Source organism: Streptomyces kanasensis (genome assembly GCF_043077165.1).
Lineage (GTDB): Bacteria > Actinomycetota > Actinomycetes > Streptomycetales > Streptomycetaceae > Streptomyces > Streptomyces changanensis.
In genome coordinates, this window is record NZ_JBIBSF010000003.1 from 44,933 (window position 1) to 62,685 (window position 17,753).

At 72.9% G+C, this 17,753-nt stretch carries 17 protein-coding genes; 9 read left to right on the forward strand and 8 right to left on the reverse strand.

The annotated features are described in order from the left end of the window. Positions 1-38: 38 nt before the first annotated feature. Entirely contained in the window at positions 39-1,292 is a 1,254-nt protein-coding gene (locus ACF053_RS08955) for an SAM-dependent methyltransferase (RefSeq protein WP_391953252.1), read from the forward strand. After that, a complete protein-coding gene (locus ACF053_RS08960; protein ID WP_391953253.1) occupies positions 1,289-2,449 on the forward strand; it encodes an NADH-quinone oxidoreductase subunit D in 1,161 nt (386 codons plus the stop codon). Before ACF053_RS08955 ends, ACF053_RS08960 begins: the two co-directional genes overlap by 4 nt. Positions 2,450-2,571: 122 nt before the next feature. On the opposite strand, the gene ACF053_RS08965 is transcribed toward ACF053_RS08960, so the two are convergent. The 4 genes from ACF053_RS08965 to ACF053_RS08980 all read right to left on the reverse strand — a co-directional run bounded on the left by ACF053_RS08965 (position 2,572) and on the right by ACF053_RS08980 (position 6,319). Further along, entirely contained in the window at positions 2,572-3,714 is a 1,143-nt protein-coding gene (locus tag ACF053_RS08965; RefSeq protein ID WP_391953254.1) for a hypothetical protein, read from the reverse strand. Positions 3,715-3,832: 118 nt separating this feature from the next. Continuing rightward, the gene (locus ACF053_RS08970) at positions 3,833-4,768 is read right to left on the reverse strand and encodes an ABC transporter substrate-binding protein (protein ID WP_391953684.1); all 936 of its coding nucleotides are present in this window, start codon (positions 4,766-4,768) and stop codon (positions 3,833-3,835) included. 54 nt (positions 4,769-4,822) lie between these two features. Continuing rightward, positions 4,823-5,500, reverse strand: coding sequence for an ABC transporter permease (locus tag ACF053_RS08975; protein ID WP_391953255.1), 678 nt, complete (start codon positions 5,498-5,500; stop codon positions 4,823-4,825). Between the two features lie 3 nt (positions 5,501-5,503). Next, the gene (locus ACF053_RS08980; RefSeq protein ID WP_391953256.1) at positions 5,504-6,319 is read right to left on the reverse strand and encodes an ABC transporter permease; all 816 of its coding nucleotides are present in this window, start codon (positions 6,317-6,319) and stop codon (positions 5,504-5,506) included. Between the two features lie 186 nt (positions 6,320-6,505). Here ACF053_RS08980 and ACF053_RS08985 point away from each other — a divergent pair, with 186 nt between their 5' ends. Further along, complete coding sequence (locus ACF053_RS08985; protein WP_391953257.1) at positions 6,506-7,618, forward strand: ABC transporter ATP-binding protein; 1,113 nt, start codon at positions 6,506-6,508, stop codon at positions 7,616-7,618. Between the two features lie 41 nt (positions 7,619-7,659). Here ACF053_RS08985 and ACF053_RS08990 read toward each other — a convergent pair whose 3' ends face one another. Next, positions 7,660-8,772 (reverse strand): alpha/beta hydrolase, encoded by a 1,113-nt coding sequence (locus ACF053_RS08990; RefSeq protein ID WP_391953258.1) that lies wholly within the window; start codon positions 8,770-8,772, stop codon positions 7,660-7,662. Positions 8,773-8,940: 168 nt separating this feature from the next. Here ACF053_RS08990 and ACF053_RS08995 point away from each other — a divergent pair, with 168 nt between their 5' ends. The 6 genes from ACF053_RS08995 to ACF053_RS09020 all read left to right on the forward strand — a co-directional run bounded on the left by ACF053_RS08995 (position 8,941) and on the right by ACF053_RS09020 (position 14,159). Further along, on the forward strand, positions 8,941-10,779 hold the full coding sequence (locus ACF053_RS08995) for a phosphatidylglycerol lysyltransferase domain-containing protein (RefSeq protein WP_391953259.1): 1,839 nt from the start codon (positions 8,941-8,943) through the stop codon (positions 10,777-10,779). Between the two features lie 350 nt (positions 10,780-11,129). Beyond that, positions 11,130-11,993, forward strand: a complete 864-nt coding sequence (folP, locus tag ACF053_RS09000; RefSeq protein WP_391953260.1) for a dihydropteroate synthase — start codon at positions 11,130-11,132, stop codon at positions 11,991-11,993. Then, complete coding sequence (locus tag ACF053_RS09005) at positions 11,990-12,454, forward strand: nuclear transport factor 2 family protein (RefSeq protein WP_391953261.1); 465 nt, start codon at positions 11,990-11,992, stop codon at positions 12,452-12,454. The genes folP and ACF053_RS09005 overlap by 4 nt, the downstream gene beginning before the upstream one ends. A gap of 153 nt (positions 12,455-12,607) precedes the next feature. Next, positions 12,608-12,967 carry a dihydroneopterin aldolase gene (gene folB / locus ACF053_RS09010; RefSeq protein WP_391953262.1) on the forward strand — a complete coding sequence of 120 codons (360 nt, stop codon included), beginning with the start codon at positions 12,608-12,610 and terminating at the stop codon, positions 12,965-12,967. After that, on the forward strand, positions 12,964-13,563 hold the full coding sequence (gene folK / locus ACF053_RS09015; protein WP_391953263.1) for a 2-amino-4-hydroxy-6-hydroxymethyldihydropteridine diphosphokinase: 600 nt from the start codon (positions 12,964-12,966) through the stop codon (positions 13,561-13,563). Before folB ends, folK begins: the two co-directional genes overlap by 4 nt. 110 nt (positions 13,564-13,673) lie before the next feature. After that, positions 13,674-14,159, forward strand: coding sequence for a DUF3180 domain-containing protein (locus ACF053_RS09020; protein WP_391953264.1), 486 nt, complete (start codon positions 13,674-13,676; stop codon positions 14,157-14,159). An 88-nt stretch (positions 14,160-14,247) separates the two neighbouring features. On the opposite strand, the gene folE is transcribed toward ACF053_RS09020, so the two are convergent. The 3 genes from folE to hpt all read right to left on the reverse strand — a co-directional run bounded on the left by folE (position 14,248) and on the right by hpt (position 17,751). Next, positions 14,248-14,853, reverse strand: coding sequence for a GTP cyclohydrolase I FolE (gene folE / locus ACF053_RS09025; protein ID WP_058942825.1), 606 nt, complete (start codon positions 14,851-14,853; stop codon positions 14,248-14,250). Positions 14,854-14,977: 124 nt separating this feature from the next. Next, complete coding sequence (gene ftsH, locus ACF053_RS09030; RefSeq protein ID WP_391953265.1) at positions 14,978-16,999, reverse strand: ATP-dependent zinc metalloprotease FtsH; 2,022 nt, start codon at positions 16,997-16,999, stop codon at positions 14,978-14,980. 212 nt (positions 17,000-17,211) lie between these two features. Beyond that, positions 17,212-17,751, reverse strand: coding sequence for a hypoxanthine phosphoribosyltransferase (gene hpt, locus ACF053_RS09035; protein WP_058945511.1), 540 nt, complete (start codon positions 17,749-17,751; stop codon positions 17,212-17,214). Positions 17,752-17,753: the final 2 nt, after the last annotated feature.

Genomic DNA, 17,753 nt, shown 5'->3' on the forward strand with positions numbered 1-17,753 from the left:
TGCGAAGGCTCCTACTCCCCAAGGTGGACACTGGGCCCGTGACGGACGAGACGGCTGAGCGCACTGGTGTGACCTGGGACGACCACTCCTGGCGTCGCTGGCGGGACGCGACGGAGGTCGCGCTGTACGGGCCGGGCGGCTTCTACCTCCGTCCCGAAGGGCCCGCGGGTCACTTCCGCACCTCCGTGCACGCCTCTCCGCTGTACGCGGCAGCCGTCGCCCGCCTGCTGGCGGAGGTCGCGGCGGGGCTGGGGGGCGAGGTTGCGTTCGTCGACGTGGGAGCGGGGCGGGGCGAGCTGGTGACGGCTGTGCTCGCGGCACTGCCGCCCGGGCTCCGTGTCCGCGCGTACGCGGTCGAGAAGGCCCCTCGCCCGCCCGGGCTGGATCCGCGCGTGGAGTGGGTGGCGCGGCCGCCTGCCGGGGTGCGGGGACTGCTCTTCGCGAACGAGTGGCTGGACAACGTCCCGGTCGACGTCGCGCAGGTGGATGACGACGGCACGCCCCGGTACGTGGAGGTGCGGCGGGACGGCACCGAACGGCTCGGCGCGCCGGTGGCCGGGGCGGACGCGGCGTGGCTCGCCCGTTGGTGGCCGTTGCGGGAGCCGGGTGGGCGCGCCGAGATCGGCCGCCCCCGCGACGAGGCGTGGGCGCGCGCGGCGGGCAGCCTGGCGGCCGGGCTGGCGGTCGCCGTGGACTACGCGCACACGGCGGCGACCCGTCCGCCGTTCGGCACGCTGACCGGGTTCCGCGAGGGCCGGGAGGTGGAGCCGGTACCGGACGGTTCGTGCGACATCACGGCGCACGTCGCCGTGGACGCCTGCGCGGCGGCGGCCGCGTCGCACCGCACCGGCGCGGGCCCCACCGGCGCGGCCCCCACCGACGCCCACGCCCACGCCACCGACACCGCCACCGCCACCGACACGCACAGCCGACGCGAGCCTCCCATCACCACGGGCCCCACCGGCGCGCCCGCCACTCCCGGCGCGTACACCCCCACCGACACCCACGCCACTCCCGACGCGTGCCGCACCCCGGGCCAGCCGCCCGGTGCGCGTGCCGCTTCCGTGCTGCCCGCCGGGCCCGTCGGGCTGCTCTCCCAGCGGGAGGCGCTGCACCGCCTCGGGGTGTCCGGCGAGCGGCCCCCGCCGGCGCTCGCCTCCCGCGACCCGGCCGCGTACGTCCGCGCCCTCGCCACGGCGGGCGAGGCCGCGGAGCTGACGGCGCGCGGCGGGCTCGGCGGGTTCACCTGGCTCCTCCAGCGGGCGCCCGCCGAGGGATACTGTCCGGCATGACGGAGACCACCCAGCACAGGGAGACCACGGTCGGCATCGGCGGTGCCGCGGAGAGCACCGACATGGTGCTCAACATCGGCCCCCAGCACCCCTCCACGCACGGTGTGCTCCGCCTCCGCCTGGTCCTCGACGGTGAGCTGATCCAGCACGCCGAGCCGGTGATCGGCTACATGCACCGCGGCGCCGAGAAGCTCTTCGAGGCCCGTGACTACCGGCAGATCATCATGCTGGCGAACCGGCACGACTGGCTGTCGGCCTTCGCCAACGAGCTGGGCGTCGTGATGGCCGTCGAGCGGATGCTCGGCATGGAGGTCCCCGAGCGGGCGGTGTGGACGCGCACGCTCCTCGCCGAGCTGAACCGGGTCCTCAACCACCTGATGTTCCTCGGCTCGTACCCCTTGGAGCTGGGCGGCATCACGCCGATCTTCCACGCCTTCCGTGAGCGGGAGGACCTCCAGCACGTCATGGAGGAGGTCTCCGGCGGCCGGATCCACTACATGTTCAACCGGGTCGGCGGGTTGAAGGAGGACCTGCCCGCGGGCTGGCTCGGCCGGGCGCGCCAGGCGGTGGCCGCCATCCGCTCCCGCATGGACGTGTACGACCGGCTGGTCCTCGGCAACGAGATCTTCCGGGGCCGTACCCGCGGCGTGGGCGTGCTGTCCCCGGAGGCCGTGCACGCGTACGGGGTGAGCGGGCCGATCGCCCGCGCCTCCGGGGTGGACTTCGACCTGCGGCGCGACGAGCCGTACCTGGCGTACGGGGAGCTGCAGGACGCGCTGAAGGTCGTCACCCGGCAGGAGGGTGACTGCCTGGCCCGGTTCGAGTGCCTGCTGGAGCAGACGCACAACGCGCTGGAGCTGGCCGACGCCTGTCTGGACCGGCTCGCGGAGCTGCCGCCGGGGCCCATCAACCAGCGCCTGCCGAAGGTCCTCAAGGCCCCCGAGGGCCACACGTACGCCTGGACGGAGAACCCCCTCGGCATCAACGGCTACTACCTGGTCTCCAAGGGCGAGAAGACCCCGTACCGGCTGAAGCTGCGCTCCGCCTCGTACAACAACATCCAGGTGCTGGCGGAGCTGCTCCCGGGGACGCTCGTCGCCGACATGGTGGCGATCCTCGGCTCGTTCTTCTTCGTCGTCGGCGACATCGACAAGTAGGCGCGGACGGCGGCGGCCGGGGAGGGATTCCTCCCCGGCCGCCGCCGTGTCGTCCGTGCCGCGCGGGGCGCCACCTGACGGCGCTGCCGCCTCCTGACGCCGCCTCACCCGATGGGTGATGCCTACGAGCTGACGGCGTCCCGCAGTTCGACCACGTCCAGCTGCTCGGTCTCGTCGTGCGCGGTCAGGTCGATGACCTGGCCGACGGCCTGCTCCGTGTCGCGCCGTCCGTCCGGCCGTTCGGCGGCGAGGGCCTCCGCGCCGACCACGTCCGCCAGGTCCTCCTGCTGGACGGCGGCCTCCAGCGCGGCCGAGGGCCCGCCGGCACCGCCCTGTCCCGCACCGCCCTGCCCGGTACCGGCCGCTCCGCTACCGGCCTGCCCCGTACCGGCCGCTCCCGTACCACCGGCCTGTCCCCCGGCGCCCTTCTGCGTGCCGAAGAAGTCGAAGCCGCCCTCCAGCCGGGGGGCCGGACGGCGCTGGGCGGCGTACGGGACGATGGCGGCCGCGGCGGACACGGGGCGCGTGGCCACCGGGGCCCGTTCGGGGGTGCCGGCGGTGGGGCGCGGCGCGGTCTCCGCGATCCGGCGGGCCTCCTGCGCGGCGGCGTTGCGCGTCAGCCGGCGCAGGGCCTGGGCGGCGCGCAGGTAGTCGGCCCCGGTCGGCGCGGAGGGCGAACCGGCGGGCGACGCCGAGGCCGCCAGGGACTCCGGGGAGCCGGACGCCGTGGACGCGGTGGACACCGTGGACGCGGCCTCCGGCCCCTGCGGACCGGAGGCGCCGGCGGCCGGGGTGCCCGCCGTGCCCGCCGCGGTTCCCAGGGCGAGTCGGCGGCGGCCCTCCAGGGCGCTGGCCCGCTCGGTCTCGGCGGTGGCGTACCGGCGGAGCAGTCCGGCGTGTTCGTTGCGCAGGCCCGCGAGTTCGACCCGCTTGGCGCGCAGCTTGGCGTCGAGCTTCGCGCGCAGGGCGCGGGACTCCTCCAGGTCCGCCTCCAGCTCGGCTATGCGCTCGTCGGTCTTCCACTGGTCGCTCGCGCGGGCGCGGGTCAGCTCGGCGACGCGGCGGCCCGCCGTGCGGTCCCAGGCCCGCATGAGGACGGCGCCCGTGACGGCGGCGGCCGCCGTGGCCGCGACGAGCAGGCGCAGCGCCAGCGGATCGGCCAGGAGCCAGGCGCCCGACGCGCAGAGGACGGACGCTCCGGCCACCGCGGAGGGCGGCAGAAGCCGGTGCAGGGGCGGGGAATGGCGGTGGCGTCCACGTGGCATGGCCTGAAATTTACCGTGCGTAGGCGTCGTTCGGGGTGTCGGCCCGGCAATGTTTCGCCGACGTGCTGCGGGCCGGGCCGACCGGCCGACTCGTGCGTACTCGGGAAGGCGTTCGCAGTTACCGGCGGAGCAACCCCTTCTCTCCCAGGTACTCCTTGGCGACATCCACCGGTTTCGCGCGCTCGGCGTCGACCTTGCGGTTCAACTCGGCCAGGTCGGCGGTGGTCAGCGTTTTGGTGATCTTGCCCAGTGCGGCGGCGATCTCCGGTGATCCGGCGTCCCGCGCATTGACGACGGGCAGGACGTTGTCGGCGTTCTGGAGCTTCTTGTCGTCCTCCAGGATCACCAGGCCGAAGGCGTCGAGCGTGGCGTCCGTCGTGGTGGTGAGGACCAGCTGGTCGACCCCGTCCTTCACCGCCTGCTTGGCCTGCGGGGTGCCCACGCCCTTGGGGTCGACACCCGTCACGTCGATCCCGTACCGGGACTTGAGCCCGGGTGCGCAGAACGGCCGTACGGTGCACTCGTCACCCGCCGCGATCTTCACCTTCACCTTCGACCGGCCGAGGTCGGAAAGCGTCCGCAGCTTGTTCTGCGCGGCGAATTCGCGGCTGACGGCGAAAGCGTTCTGATCGACCGCGCGGCCGGCCGGGAGGACCTTCAGTCCGCGCGGCCCGGCGAGCTTCTCCAGTGCGGCGACGGTGGCCGTGACATCGCTGGAGGCGACCGGCTTCTCCTGTGGCGCCTTCGGGCCGTTCACCTTCGCGTTGAGGAATTCCGCAAGCGTAGCCGCGTATTCCGGTACGACGTCGATCTCGCCCTTCTCCAGGGATGGCTGGTACAACTCGCGGTTCTCCACCGTCCTGATGGACGTGCGGTACCCGGCGTCGGCGAGGACCTGCGCGTACAGCTCCGCGAGGATCTGCGACTCGGTGAACCCGGCCGAGCCGACGACGACCGTGCCGCCGCTCGCCGCGCCGGAGGGCTCACCGGACCCCGCCGCACCGCCGCGCTCCTCCAGGCTGCTGCCGCCGCAGGCGGCCAGCCCCGCGGTCATGCCGAGCACGCCCAGGGCCGCCCCGGCCACGCGGATGGTTCTGCTCTTCACGATTCAGGTCTCCGTCCGTTTCCGTCCATGGCCCGCGAGCGCCCTGCCCGCCGCCGCCAGCACGCCCTCGACGAGCAGGGCGAGGGCGCCGACGAGCAGCGCCCCTGCGAACACCTGCGCGGTGTCGTACGTGTGGAAACCCGCGGTGATGATCCGTCCGAGGCCGCCCTCGCCCGCCATCGCGGCGAGCGTCGCCGTGGCGATCACCTGGACGGCGGCCAGCCGCAGGCCCGTCATCACCAGGGGGAGTGCCAGGGGCAGCTCGACCGTGCGGAAGAGCTGACCGCCCGACATGCCCATGCCGCGGGCCGCCTCGACCACCGACCGGTCCACCTCCCGCATCCCCAGATAGGTGTTGGTGAGCAGCGGCGGCACGGCGAAGAGCACCAGCGCGACGATCGTCGGCACGCCGCCCTGTCTGCCGAGGGGGGTCAGCGTCAACAGCACCAGCACCGCGAGCGTGGGGACCGCCCGGCCGACGTTGGAGACGTTCACGGCGAGCGCGCCGCCCTTGCCGACGTGCCCGAGCCAGAAGGCGGCCGGCAGGGCGATCAGGCAGGAGAGGGCCAGGCTGACCCCGCTGAACCACAGGTGCTCCCCCAGCCGGTGCCAGACTCCCGCCTCGCCCTGCCAGTTCGCCCCCGTCGCCAGCCACGCCCAGGCGTCGGCCACCACACCCATCGCTCAGTCCGCCTTCCGCACGGCATCACGCGCCACGGCGTCACGGGCCGCAGCATCACGCCCCACGGCGTCACGGGCCGCAGCAGAACCAGGTGACGCCAAGCCAGGTGACGCGGGGCCGGGTGACGCGGGGCCGGGTGACGCGCATCCCCGCGCGCGGGGCGCCCGTGTCCAGGGCGTCAGCAGCCGCTGGAGCGCCAGCAGCAGCGCGTCCGCGGTGACCGCCAGCAGGACGCAGAGCACCGAGGCGGTCAGCACCTGGGCCTTGAAGAAGCTCTTCAGTCCACTGGTGATCAGCGTGCCCAGACCGCCGTAGTCCACCAGCGCGCCCACGGTCGTCAGGGCGACCGTCGACACCGTCGCCATCCGCACGCCCGCCAGCACGGCGGGCAGCGCGAGCGGCAGCTCGACCTCCCACAGCAGCCGCCCCGGCCCGTACCCCATGCCGCGGGCCGCCTCACGCGTCTCCTCGGGCACCGCCGCCAGGCCGGCCAGGATGTTCCGCACGAGGATCGTCAGCGAGTACAGCACCAGACCGGTCACGACCAGCGCCGCCGACAGCCCGAAGAGCGGGAGCAGCAGGGAGAACATCGCCAGGGACGGGACCGCGTACAGCACGGTCGTCAGCCCGAGCACGGGCCCCGCGAAGGCGGGCCGGGCGCGCACCAGCAGCGCCAGCGGGAAGGCGACGGCGAGCCCGACGAGCACCGAGACGACCGTGATCCACACGTGCTGGACGGTCGCGTCCGTGAGCTCCTGGGCACGGGAGCTCACGTACTCCGGGCAGATCCACGCGTTCGCCGCGAGACATCCGCTCATCGCTCCCCCACCTCCCCGCCTCGATGTGGTGTTCGACCGCAAACGACCCTAACCCGCACCACCGACAATCACCGGAGAACCCGCCAAGAGGGCACCATGGGCCTCTGCGTCACCACACGCCACACAGCCCCACACGTCGCGGAACCGGCGTGTGACAGGGTCGGTACGTCACGAGGGGGAGCAGCAGTGATCCGGTTCGAGCACGTCACCAAGCGGTACCCGGACGGCACCACGGCCGTCGACGACCTGTCGTTCGAGGTGGCCGAGGGCGAGTTGGTCACCCTCGTCGGTCCGTCGGGCTGCGGCAAGACGACCACGATGAAGATGGTGAACCGGCTGGTCGAGCCCACCTCCGGACGGGTGCTCGTCGACGGCCGGGACGTCGCCACGACCGACCCGGTGGCCCTGCGGCGCGGCATCGGCTACGTCATCCAGCAGGTCGGCCTCTTCCCCCACCGCACGGTCCTGGAGAACACCGCGACCGTGCCGCGCCTCCTCGGGACCGGCCGCGCCGCGGCCCGCTCCCGCGCCGCGGAACTGCTCGACCTGGTCGGCCTCGACCCGCGCGCCTTCGGCGACCGGTACCCGGACCAGCTCTCCGGTGGCCAGCGCCAGCGCGTGGGCGTGGCGCGGGCGCTGGCGGCCGACCCGCCCGTCCTGCTGATGGACGAGCCGTTCGGCGCGGTCGACCCGGTCGTGCGGGAGCGCCTGCAGACGGAGTTCCTCAAGCTGCAGTCCCAGGTGCGCAAGACGGTCCTGTTCGTCACCCACGACCTGGAGGAGGCCGTACGGCTCGGCGACCGCATGGCCGTCTACGGACACGGGCGGATCGAGCAGTTCGACACGCCGGCCACGGTCCTCGGCGCCCCGGCCACCCCGTACGTCGCGGACTTCGTCGGCGCCGACCGGGCCCTGCGGCGGCTCGCGGTCACGCCGGTGGAGGAGGGCCACCTGGACCACCCGCCGGTCGTCCGGCTCGACGACCCCCTCCCGCGCGCGGGGCAGGGCCGTTGCGTGGTCCTGGACGCCGACGGCCGGCCGTACGGCTGGCTCCCCGCCGACCCGGAGACGGCCCCCGGGGCCGGCCCGGCCACGGTCCGCGAGCGGACGCGGCCCATGGACGCGCGCGTGCCGCTCGGCGGCTCGCTGAAGGAGGCGTTCTCGACGATGCTCCGGTACGACGCGGGCTGGGTCGCCGTCGTGGACCCGGCCGACGGCGGGCGCTACGCGGGGGTCATCACCCCGGACCGGCTCCACGAGGCCCTGCGCCGCTCGGTGGACGGCACGGCACCCCGCTGAACCGCGCCCGCGCCCACCCCCTCCCGAGCCGCTCGGGCCGCTCAGACCGCGCTGAGACGCCCACTCATCCACACCAGGGCGGGCGGTATCTCGCGGTTCCACGTGCCGAAGTTGTGGCCGCCGCTGTCCAGCGTGATCGACGACACGCGCGCGGGGGCCTTCACCTTCGCGATGAAGTCCCGCGTCCCCCTCAGGTTCCCCTCGCCCTGCCGTGACGTCGTCACGAGGAACGACGACGCCCCCTGCCGGACGTTGTCCAGGCTCCACAGCAGGTCGGCGCGGTTGCGCAGCTTCGCGTCCCCGCGGAAGAGGTCGCCGGTCGTGACGTCCTCGGCCGCCTTGTAGTAGGCGGACAGCCCGGCGCCCGCCGCGAACCGGTCCGGGTGGTGCAGCGCGATCTTCAGCGCGCAGTAGCCGCCGGTCGAGTTGCCGATGAAGCCCCAGTTGCGCGGCTTCGTGCCGACCCGGTACGTCCGCGAGATCGCCTCCGGCAGGTCCCGCGCGAAGAACGTCTCCGTCCGCGGCCCGCCCGGCACGTCGACGCACTCGGTGTCCCGCGGCGGCGCGACCGTCGGCCGCAGCATCACCAGGACCATCGGCTGCATCTTCCCCGCCTTGGCCTGGTCGTACGCGGTGCGCGGGTAGCGCAGTCCCTTGAGGAGGTTCTCCGCGGTGCCCGGGTAGCCGGTCAGCACGACGGCGGCCGGGAAGGTGCGGCGGGCGTGGGCGGGCTGGAAGTACTCCGGCGGCAGGTACACGTAGGCCGGGCTCTCGATGCCCGAGCGCGGCCCTTCCACGACGACCTTCTGTATCTGACCGCCCGTCGCCGGGTGGTGGCCGCCCGGCACGTCCATGCCGCGCTTCTCGACGACCCGGACGTCACGGCTGCCCGCCGAGTGGTCGACGACCACGCCCATCTCCTGCTCCTGGCCCAGCAGGTCCGCCCAGGAGCCGTAGAACAGGAAGTAGTTGTTCGCGGCCAGCCCCACCGCCGCGAAGAGCGACAGCTGGGTCACCAGGAGCAGGCCCACCCTGCCGAGCACCGCCTTCGGGCCCCGCCGCGCGAGCCGCGGCCACAGCCGGACCGTCAGGGCGAACAGCACCACGGCCACGAGGACGGCGAGCGCCAGGACTTTGTTACTGGTGAGACCCATGCGTCGTCCAAGCCTTCTTCTTCAGTCGAGCGGTCGAGATTTTCCGGGCCGCGAGTGAACCCCCCGGCCGGGCACGCCGTCCTAGAAGGCGCACATAGTCCGGTTGTCCGGCGCCGAGAAGCTCGGGCCGAAGGGACACGTCGATCTCTCGCGGAGCCACGGGAAGCCATGTCTGTGACGGTAGATGGGGATAAGTCGGGATCGGTTCCGGCTCGGGTACGCCGGGTCCTGCGCGGACCGCGTGCCGAGAAGGTGCCCTCGCTCGTCGGCGCGGCGTGCACCTTCATCGGCCTGATCGACATCGCCGCCGGGGTCTTCCCCCGCTTCCGGGCGAGCCGCTTCCACGACGTCGTGGAGGTGCTGCCCGGCACGCTGGGACCGCTGTCCGCCGCGCTGGCACTGAGCGTCGGCGTCCTCCTGCTGCTCCTCGCCCACGGACTCAAGCGCCACAAGCGGCGGGCCTGGCGGGCCGCGGTCGTCCTGCTCCCCGCGGGCGCCGTGGCGCAGTTCCTCTACCGCCACTCCGTCGTCGGCGTGCTGCTCTCCCTCGCGCTGCTGGCCCTGCTGCTGCGCCACCGCAAGGAGTTCGCCGCGCTGCCCGACCCGCGCAGCCGCTGGCGCGCCCTCGCCAACTTCGTCCTGATGGGCGCCGGCTCGATCGGCCTCGGCCTGGTCATCGTCAGCGCCCACCCGGGCAAGGTGGTCGGTGACCCCGGTCTGAGCGACCGCCTGGAACACGTCCTGCTGGGCCTGTTCGGCGTCGAGGGACCCGTCGCCTACGGCGGCAGCGTGTCGTGGACCGTCGGCTACTCGCTCGGCGCCCTCGGCCTGCTCACCGCCATCACCACCATCTACCTCGCCTTCCGCCCCGAGCACCCGGTCGCCCGGCTCACCGAGGACGACGAGGCGCGGCTGCGCGAGCTGCTCGCCCGGCACGGCGGACGTGACTCGCTCGGCCACTTCGCCCTCCGCCGCGACAAGGCGGTCGTCTTCTCGCCCAGCGGCAAGGCCGCCGTCACCTACCGCGTCGTCTCCGGCGTGATGCTCGCCAGCGGCGACCCGATCGGCGACGTCGAGGCGTGGCCCGGCGCGATCGAGCGGTTCATGGACGAGGCCAAGGCCCACTCCTGGACCCCCGCCGTCATGGGCTGCTCCGAGACCGGCGGCCAGGTCTGGACCCGCGAGACGGGCCTGGACGCCCTGGAGCTCGGGGACGAGGCGGTGGTGGACGTCCCGGATTTCTCCCTCTCCGGGCGCGCCATGCGGAACGTCCGCCAGATGGTCAAGCGCATCGAGCGCAACGGCTACGAGACGCGGGTCCGGCGTGTCCGTGACCTCTCCGACGGCGAGCTGGAGCGCATCCGCCTGGCCGCGGCGGCCTGGCGCGGCACGGACACCGAGCGGGGCTTCTCCATGGCCCTCGGCCGCATCGGCGACCCGGGCGACGGCGACGCCGTCATCGCCACCGCCCACAAGGCCGACGAGACCACCGACACCTCCCCCTACGGCGACCTGAAGGCGATCATCCACTTCGTGCCGTGGGGCCGGGACGGGATGTCGCTGGAGCTCATGCGGCGTGACCGCGCCGCCGACCCCGGCATGAACGAGCTGCTGATCGTCGCCGCCCTCCAGGCGGCCCCGCAGCTCGGCGTCGCACGGGTCTCCCTGAACTTCGCGATGTTCCGCTCCGCCCTGGCCCGCGGCGAGAAGCTGGGCGCGGGCCCGGTGCTGCGCCTCTGGCGCGGCCTGCTGGTCTTCCTGTCTCGCTGGTTCCAGATCGAGTCGCTGTACAAGTTCAACGCGAAGTTCCAGCCCCGCTGGGAGCCGCGCTTCGTCGTGTACCGCAGCAGCCGCGACCTGCCCCGCATCGGTTTCGCCGCCATGCAGGCCGAGGGCTTCGTGAACCTGACGCCGCCCCGCCCGTTCCGCCGCGCCGCGACCCGCACGGCCCGGCCCTGCGCCCACATCACGCCCACCACCGGCGAACAGGGCATGCGCGCGGCCTGACGGGCCGCGCCGGCATCCCGCCCGTCCGGCGGGCGGTCACCCCGGTCGCGGACGGCCGGGAGGGGTCGTACGGGGGGCGGCGCCCCCCAGGAGTCGGCGGAGGCGGGCGGGTGACTCCGCCGGGGCCCGAGCCCGCCGGCCCTGCGGAGGTGACCCCATGCGCCCCCCTACCCGCCCCACCGGCCCCGGAGAGACCACCCGCCGGACGGACCGGCACCGGCGCCGTCACGGACCCCGCCCCACCCGGCCCCGGGATCCCCGACGCCCCACCACCACGACGGGCCTGCACCGGCACGGCCCGGACCCCGCTGCCCCGACCCCACCGGGACGACACCCCCTAGGCTGGGTGCATGAGTACGTTGCGCGGACGGGGCACGGTCCAGGGCCTGCCGGAGTGGGACCGCTGTGCGGTCATGGGCGTGGTGAACGTGACGCCCGACTCCTTCTCCGACGGCGGGCGCTGGTTCGACACCACCGCCGCCGTCAAGCACGGCCTGGACCTGGTCGCCCAGGGCGCCGACCTGGTGGACGTCGGCGGCGAGTCGACCCGCCCCGGCGCCACCCGCGTCGACGAGGAAGAGGAGCTGCGGCGGGTCGTCCCGGTCGTGCGGGGCCTGGCCTCCGAGGGGGTCACCGTCTCCGTGGACACCATGCGCGCCTCGGTCGCCCACGCGGCGATCGAGGCCGGCGCCGCCCTGGTCAACGACGTCAGCGGCGGCCAGGCCGACCCCGGCATGATCCCGGCGGTCGCCGCCGCGGGGGCGCCGTTCGTGGTGATGCACTGGCGCGGCTTCAGCGACACGATGAACAGCCTCGCCGTGTACGACGACGTCGTCGCCGAGGTCGTCGCCGAGGTCCACGCGCGCGTGGAGGCCGTCGTGGCGGGCGGCATCGCCCCCGAACGGCTCATCGTCGACCCGGGGCTCGGTTTCGCCAAGCAGGCGGAGCACGACCTGGCCCTCGTCGCGCACCTGCGCGACCTGCGCGCCCTCGGCCGGCCCCTCCTCGTCGCCGCCTCCCGCAAGCGGTTCCTCGGCCGGGTGCTGGCCGGGGAGGGGCACGCCCCGCCGCCCGCCCGGGAGCGGGACGCCGCCACGGCCGCGGTCTCCGCGATCGCGGCGCACGAGGGCGCCTGGGCCGTCCGCGTCCACGAGGTGCGGGCGACGGCGGACGCGGTCCGCGTGGCCCGCGCCGTCGAGGGCGCCGCCTCGTGAGCGGCGGCGCGCGCACCGACACCGAGGCCGTCGAGCAGGCCAACACCGCCTTCTACGAGGCGATGGAGCGGGGCGACTTCGAGGAGATCGCCGACCTGTGGCTCGACGAGCGGCACGGCGACGTCTCGTGCGTCCACCCGGGCTGGCCGGTGCTGACCGGACGGGGCGAGGTGCTGCGCTCGTACGCCCTGATCATGGCGAACACCGAGTACATCCAGTTCTTCCTGACCGACGTGAAGGTCTCCGTCGTCGCCGACACGGCGCTGGTGACGTGTACGGAGAACATCCTCAGCGGCGGCCCCGCCGAGGACGGCGCGGAGCTGGGCCCGCTGGTGGGGCAGCTCGTCGTGGCCACGAACGTCTTCCGCCGCACCGCGGAGGGCTGGAAGGTCTGGTCCCACCACGGTTCGCCCGTCCTGGCGGAATCCGACGACGAGGAGGACGACGAGGGCGCGGTGTGAGCCCTCCGAGTGGGTAGGCGAGCGGGTGGGAACGCCGCCTGCGGGGCCGTGCGCGGACCGTGTCGGTGCCCGCGGGTAGATTCGTGGGGTGGCAACCGGACCGCCGCACCCGGCCGGCTGCCCGCCAGACCTACGACAGCAGGAGTGATTCGCGTGGATCGTGTCGCGTTGCGCGGCCTCAAGGCCCGCGGGCACCACGGCGTCTTCCCCCGGGAGCGGGAGGAGGGCCAGACGTTCATCGTGGACCTCGTCCTGGGCCTCGACACCCGCCCCGCCGCCGCGGACGACGACCTGGCCAAGACCGTCCACTACGGCATCGTCGCGGAAGAGGTCGTCGACGTGGTGCAGGGCGAGCCGGTCGACCTGATCGAGACACTGGCCGAGCGCATCGCCCAGCAGTGCCTGAAGCACCAGGGCGTCCAGGAGGTCGAGGTGTGCGTGCACAAGCCGGACGCCCCGATCACCGTGCCCTTCGACGACGTGACCATCACCATCACCCGGAGCCGTGTATGAACCGCACGCCCAGCGACCCGACGGTACAGCCGGTGCCCGCCTCCGTGACGGAGCAGGTCGACGCGGCCGACACCACGCTGACCAACCCGAGGAAGGCCGTGCTGTCCCTCGGGGGCAACCTCGGCAACCGCCTGGAGAACCTCCAGGGAGCCGTGGACGCCCTGGAGGACACGCCGGGTGTTCGGGTGAAGGCCGTGTCCCAGGTCTACGAGACGGAACCCTGGGGCGTCGAGCCGGACTCGCAGCCCCGCTACCTCAACGCGGTCGTCGTCGTGAAGACGACGCTGCCGCCGGCGTCCCTCCTGGAGCGGGCGCAGGCCGTGGAGGAGGCCTTCGACCGGGTCCGCACCCAGCGGTGGGGCGCCCGGACCATCGACGTGGACATCGTGGCGTACGCGGACGAGCTCTCCGACGACCCGACGCTCACCCTGCCGCACCCGCGCGCCCGTGAGCGGGCCTTCGTGCTCCGCCCGTGGCTGGACGTCGACCCGGACGCCCAGCTCCCCGGCGCGGGCCCGGTCGCCGAGCTCCTGGCGGGCCTCGGTCAGGAGGGCGTGGCCGTCCGGGACGACCTGGAACTCCGCCTGCCCGAGTGAGCGTTGTCCCCGGGGGAGGCCCGGCCGACCGGGCGGAACCCCCCGCACAGCACGCACCACACGCACAGCAGTCACGACACGCACGGCACTGACACAGGCGAAGGACACCGGTGAAGCAACTGCGGGTCAAGGTACTGGCCGGACTCTTCGTGGTGGCCGGAGTCCTGTCCTGGGGCGGCGCCCGGCTGTGGGACGCGCTCGGCACCCTGCCGAGCGTCCCGCTGGCCGCGCCGATCGTGCTCGGGGCCATCGCGGCCGTCCTCACGGCGACCGCGCTGTCCCTGCGGGCCCGGCTGAAGGCCCAGCGGGAGCGGCGCCCGGGCGCCAAGGGCGTCGAGCCGCTGATGGCGGCCCGCGCGGTCGTCTTCGGCCAGTCGAGCGCACTGGTCACCGCGGTCGTCAGCGGCATGTACGGCGGGGTGGGCGTCTTCCTGCTCGGCTCGCTGGACGTGCCGGCCCGCCGCGACCAGGCCATCTACGCCGGTTCCGCGGTGGTGGCCGGAATCGCGGTGATAGCGGCGGCGCTCTTCCTGGAGCGCGTCTGCCGGCTCCCCGAGGACGACGACCCGACGACCCCCACGGCCACCCCCGCATGACGCACGGCCGGCGCCGAAGCGCCGGCCGGACCGTGGGGGCGGGCCGTCGAGGACGAAGCGTCGATGACGGACCGTGGGGAGAGCGGTGTCAGCGCGCCATTATGAGGCTCATCGCCTCGGCCCGCGTCGACCCGTCCCGCAGCTGCCCGCGCACCGCGGACGTCGTGGTCTTCGCGCCCGGCTTGCGGATGCCGCGCACCGACATGCACATGTGCTCGGCCTCGATCACCACGATCGCGCCGCGTGCCTCCAGGATCCGCATCAGCGAGTCGGCGATCTGCGTCGTCAGCCGCTCCTGGACCTGCGGACGGCGCGCGTACACCTCGACCAGGCGGGCCAGCTTCGACAGGCCGGTGATCTTGCCGCTCTCGGCGGGGATGTAGCCGACGTGCGCCACGCCGTGGAACGGCAGCAGGTGGTGCTCGCACAGGCTGACGATCTCGATGTCCTTCACCAGGACCATCTCGTCGTGGCCGAGGTCGAACGTCGTCGTGAGCACGTCCTCGGGCTCCTGCCAGAGGCCGCTGAGGATCTCCCGGTAGGCGCGGGCGACCCGGGCCGGCGTCTCGCGCAGCCCCTCGCGGTCCGGGTCCTCGCCGACCGCAATGAGGAGTTCGCGTACGGCGCTCTCCGCGCGCTTCGCGTCGAACACGCCGATCGCGCTCTCGCCGTCCAGCGTCACCGGGTCGGTCATGGGTGCCTCGTTCCGTCTTGCCTGGAATACGCGAATGCCGCGCCTGGAGTACGCGAATGCCGCGCCCTCACAGGCTAAAACCTGGTGGGCGCGGCATCCATTCCGGGTCCGGGGCAGGGCCCCGTCAGGACTCGGGGCGCTCCTCGGGGGCCGGCTCGGCCGCCTTGGTGGTCTCGACGGTCGTGGTGGTCACCGCGGGGGCGGCGCCGTTGGTCAGCGCCAGCTCCTTCGGCGAGAGCACCGGCGGCCGCGTCGAGGGCGTACGCCGCGAGGAGCCGGTCCAGGCCGGGCGCGGCGGGCGCTTGACGATCGGCGCGAAGACCTCGGCGATCTCCTCCTTGCCGAGCGTCTCCCGCTCCAGCAGCTGGAGGACGAGGTTGTCGAGGACGTCGCGGTTCTCGACGAGGATCTCCCACGCCTCGTTGTGCGCCGTCTCGATGAGCTTCTTGACCTCCTCGTCGACCAGCGCGGCGACCTCCTCGGAGTAGTCGCGCTGGTGCGCCATCTCACGGCCGAGGAACGGCTCGGTGTTGTCACCACCGAACTTGATCGCGCCGAGGCGCTCGGTCATGCCGTACTGCGTGACCATCGCGCGGGCCGTGGCCGTGGCCTTCTCGATGTCGTTCGCGGCGCCGGTGGTCGGGTCGTGGAAGACCAGTTCCTCGGCGGCGCGCCCGCCCAGCATGTACGCGAGCTGGTCGAGCATCTCGTTGCGCGTGGTCGAGTACTTGTCCTCGTCCGGCAGGACCATCGTGTAACCGAGGGCCCGGCCGCGGGACAGGATGGTGATCTTGTGGACGGGGTCGGAGTTCGGGGAGGCCGCGGCGACGAGGGCGTGACCGGCCTCGTGGTACGCGGTGATCTTCTTCTCCTTGTCCGACATGATGCGGGTCCGCTTCTGCGGGCCCGCGACCACGCGGTCGATCGCCTCGTCCAGCATGTGGTTGTCGATGAGCTTGTTGTTGCTGCGCGCGGTGAGGAGCGCGGCTTCGTTCAGCACGTTCGACAGGTCGGCGCCGGTGAAGCCGGGCGTGCGGCGGGCGACGGCGGCGAGGTCGACGTCGGGCGCGACCGGCTTGCCCTTCTGGTGGACCTTGAGGATCTCCAGACGGCCCTGCATGTCCGGCCGGTCGACCGCGATCTGGCGGTCGAAGCGGCCCGGGCGCAGCAGCGCCGGGTCGAGGATGTCCGGCCGGTTGGTGGCGGCGATCAGGATGACGCCGCCCTTCACGTCGAAGCCGTCCATCTCGACGAGGAGCTGGTTGAGGGTCTGCTCGCGCTCGTCGTGGCCACCGCCGAGGCCCGCGCCGCGGTGGCGGCCGACCGCGTCGATCTCGTCGACGAAGACGATCGCCGGGGCGTTCGCCTTGGCCTGCTCGAAGAGGTCGCGGACGCGCGAGGCGCCGACGCCGACGAACATCTCGACGAAGTCGGAGCCGGAGATCGAGTAGAACGGCACGCCCGCCTCACCCGCGACGGCGCGGGCGAGCAGCGTCTTGCCGGTGCCGGGCGGGCCGTACAGCAGCACGCCCTTGGGGATCTTGGCGCCGACGGCCTGGAACTTCGCGGGCTCCTGGAGGAACTCCTTGATCTCGTGGAGCTCCTCGACGGCCTCGTCCGAGCCGGCGACGTCGGCGAACGTCGTCTTGGGGGTGTCCTTGGTGATCAGCTTGGCCTTGGACTTCCCGAAGTTCATGACGCGGGAGCCACCGCCCTGCATCTGGTTCATCAGGAAGAGGAAGACCAGGACGATCAGGACGAAGGGCAGCAGCGAGAGCAGCACGGAGACGAAGGCGCTCTGCTTCGTCGGCGAGATCGTGTAGCCGTCCTTGATCTCGTCGGCCTCGTACTTCTGCTGCAGCGTCGCGGCGAGGTCGGAACCCTGGGTCCCGATGTAGCTCGCCTGGATCTTGTCGCTGCCGTCGATCTTCTGGCCGTCCTTGAGGTCGACCTTGATCATTTGTTCGTCGCCGGTGGTCAGCTTGACCTGGTCGACCTGGTTCTTGGTGATCGCCTGAACGACCTTGCCGGTGTCCACCGTCTTGTAGCCGCCCGACGAGCCGACGACCTGCATCAACACGACCACGGCGAGGACGGCCAGCACGATCCACATGACCGGCCCACGGAAGTATCGCTTCACGTCCATCCATACGGAGCGATGACGCCCCGTCCCTCCTGCCCGTAGGTAAATGCTGCTGTGAGAGTGTGAGACTACGTGCTGGCTTCTGGGTCAGCACGGGTGCGGGATAAAAAGCTGTTCTTCGGACGGTACCCCAGCTTCGTCGCCCGTGGCCGCCTTCCCTTCCTCCAACGGCGGGAAGGCGGCCGGGGTTCCCGGGCCGCGGCGGCCCCGGCCGTTCAGCCCCCGTAGACGTGCGGGGCGAGCGTGCCGACGAACGGGAGGTTGCGGTACTTCTCCGCGTAGTCCAGCCCGTAGCCGACGACGAACTCGTTGGGGATGTCGAAGCCGATCCACCGTACGTCGATCGCCACCTTGGCGGCGTCCGGCTTGCGCAGCAGGGTGCAGACCTCCAGGGAGGCCGGCTCGCGCGAGCCGAGGTTGGACAGCAGCCAGGACAGGGTCAGTCCGGAGTCGATGATGTCCTCGACGATCAGGACGTGCTTGCCCTTGATGTCGGTGTCCAGGTCCTTGAGGATCCGGACGACGCCCGAGGACTGGGTGCCCGCCCCGTAGGAGGAGACGGCCATCCAGTCCATGGTGACAGGGGTGGACAGGGCGCGTGCCAGGTCCGCCATCACCATCACGGCGCCCTTGAGGACGCCGACGATGAGCAGGTCCTTGCCCGCGTACTCCTCGTCGATCTTCGCCGCCAGCTCGGCCAGCTTGGCGTCGATCTCTTCCTTGGTGATGAGTACCGACTTGAGGTCGGCACCCATGT

What these genes read in the sequence shown, in the direction of transcription:
- ACF053_RS08965 (WP_391953254.1), bottom strand. Translation starts at nt 3,714, where the DNA reads ATGCCACGTGGACGCCACCGCCATTCCCCGCCCCTGCACCGGCTTCTG.
- ACF053_RS08960 (WP_391953253.1), top strand. Translation starts at nt 1,289, where the DNA reads ATGACGGAGACCACCCAGCACAGGGAGACCACGGTCGGCATCGGCGGT.
- ftsH (WP_391953265.1), bottom strand. Translation starts at nt 16,999, where the DNA reads ATGGACGTGAAGCGATACTTCCGTGGGCCGGTCATGTGGATCGTGCTG.
- ACF053_RS08995 (WP_391953259.1), top strand. Translation starts at nt 8,941, where the DNA reads ATGTCTGTGACGGTAGATGGGGATAAGTCGGGATCGGTTCCGGCTCGG.
- hpt (WP_058945511.1), bottom strand. Translation starts at nt 17,751, where the DNA reads ATGGGTGCCGACCTCAAGTCGGTACTCATCACCAAGGAAGAGATCGAC.
- folE (WP_058942825.1), bottom strand. Translation starts at nt 14,853, where the DNA reads ATGACCGACCCGGTGACGCTGGACGGCGAGAGCGCGATCGGCGTGTTC.
- ACF053_RS08970 (WP_391953684.1), bottom strand. Translation starts at nt 4,768, where the DNA reads ATGACCGCGGGGCTGGCCGCCTGCGGCGGCAGCAGCCTGGAGGAGCGC.
- ACF053_RS08975 (WP_391953255.1), bottom strand. Translation starts at nt 5,500, where the DNA reads ATGGGTGTGGTGGCCGACGCCTGGGCGTGGCTGGCGACGGGGGCGAAC.
- folP (WP_391953260.1), top strand. Translation starts at nt 11,130, where the DNA reads ATGAGTACGTTGCGCGGACGGGGCACGGTCCAGGGCCTGCCGGAGTGG.
- ACF053_RS08980 (WP_391953256.1), bottom strand. Translation starts at nt 6,319, where the DNA reads ATGAGCGGATGTCTCGCGGCGAACGCGTGGATCTGCCCGGAGTACGTG.
- folK (WP_391953263.1), top strand. Translation starts at nt 12,964, where the DNA reads ATGAACCGCACGCCCAGCGACCCGACGGTACAGCCGGTGCCCGCCTCC.
- ACF053_RS08990 (WP_391953258.1), bottom strand. Translation starts at nt 8,772, where the DNA reads ATGGGTCTCACCAGTAACAAAGTCCTGGCGCTCGCCGTCCTCGTGGCC.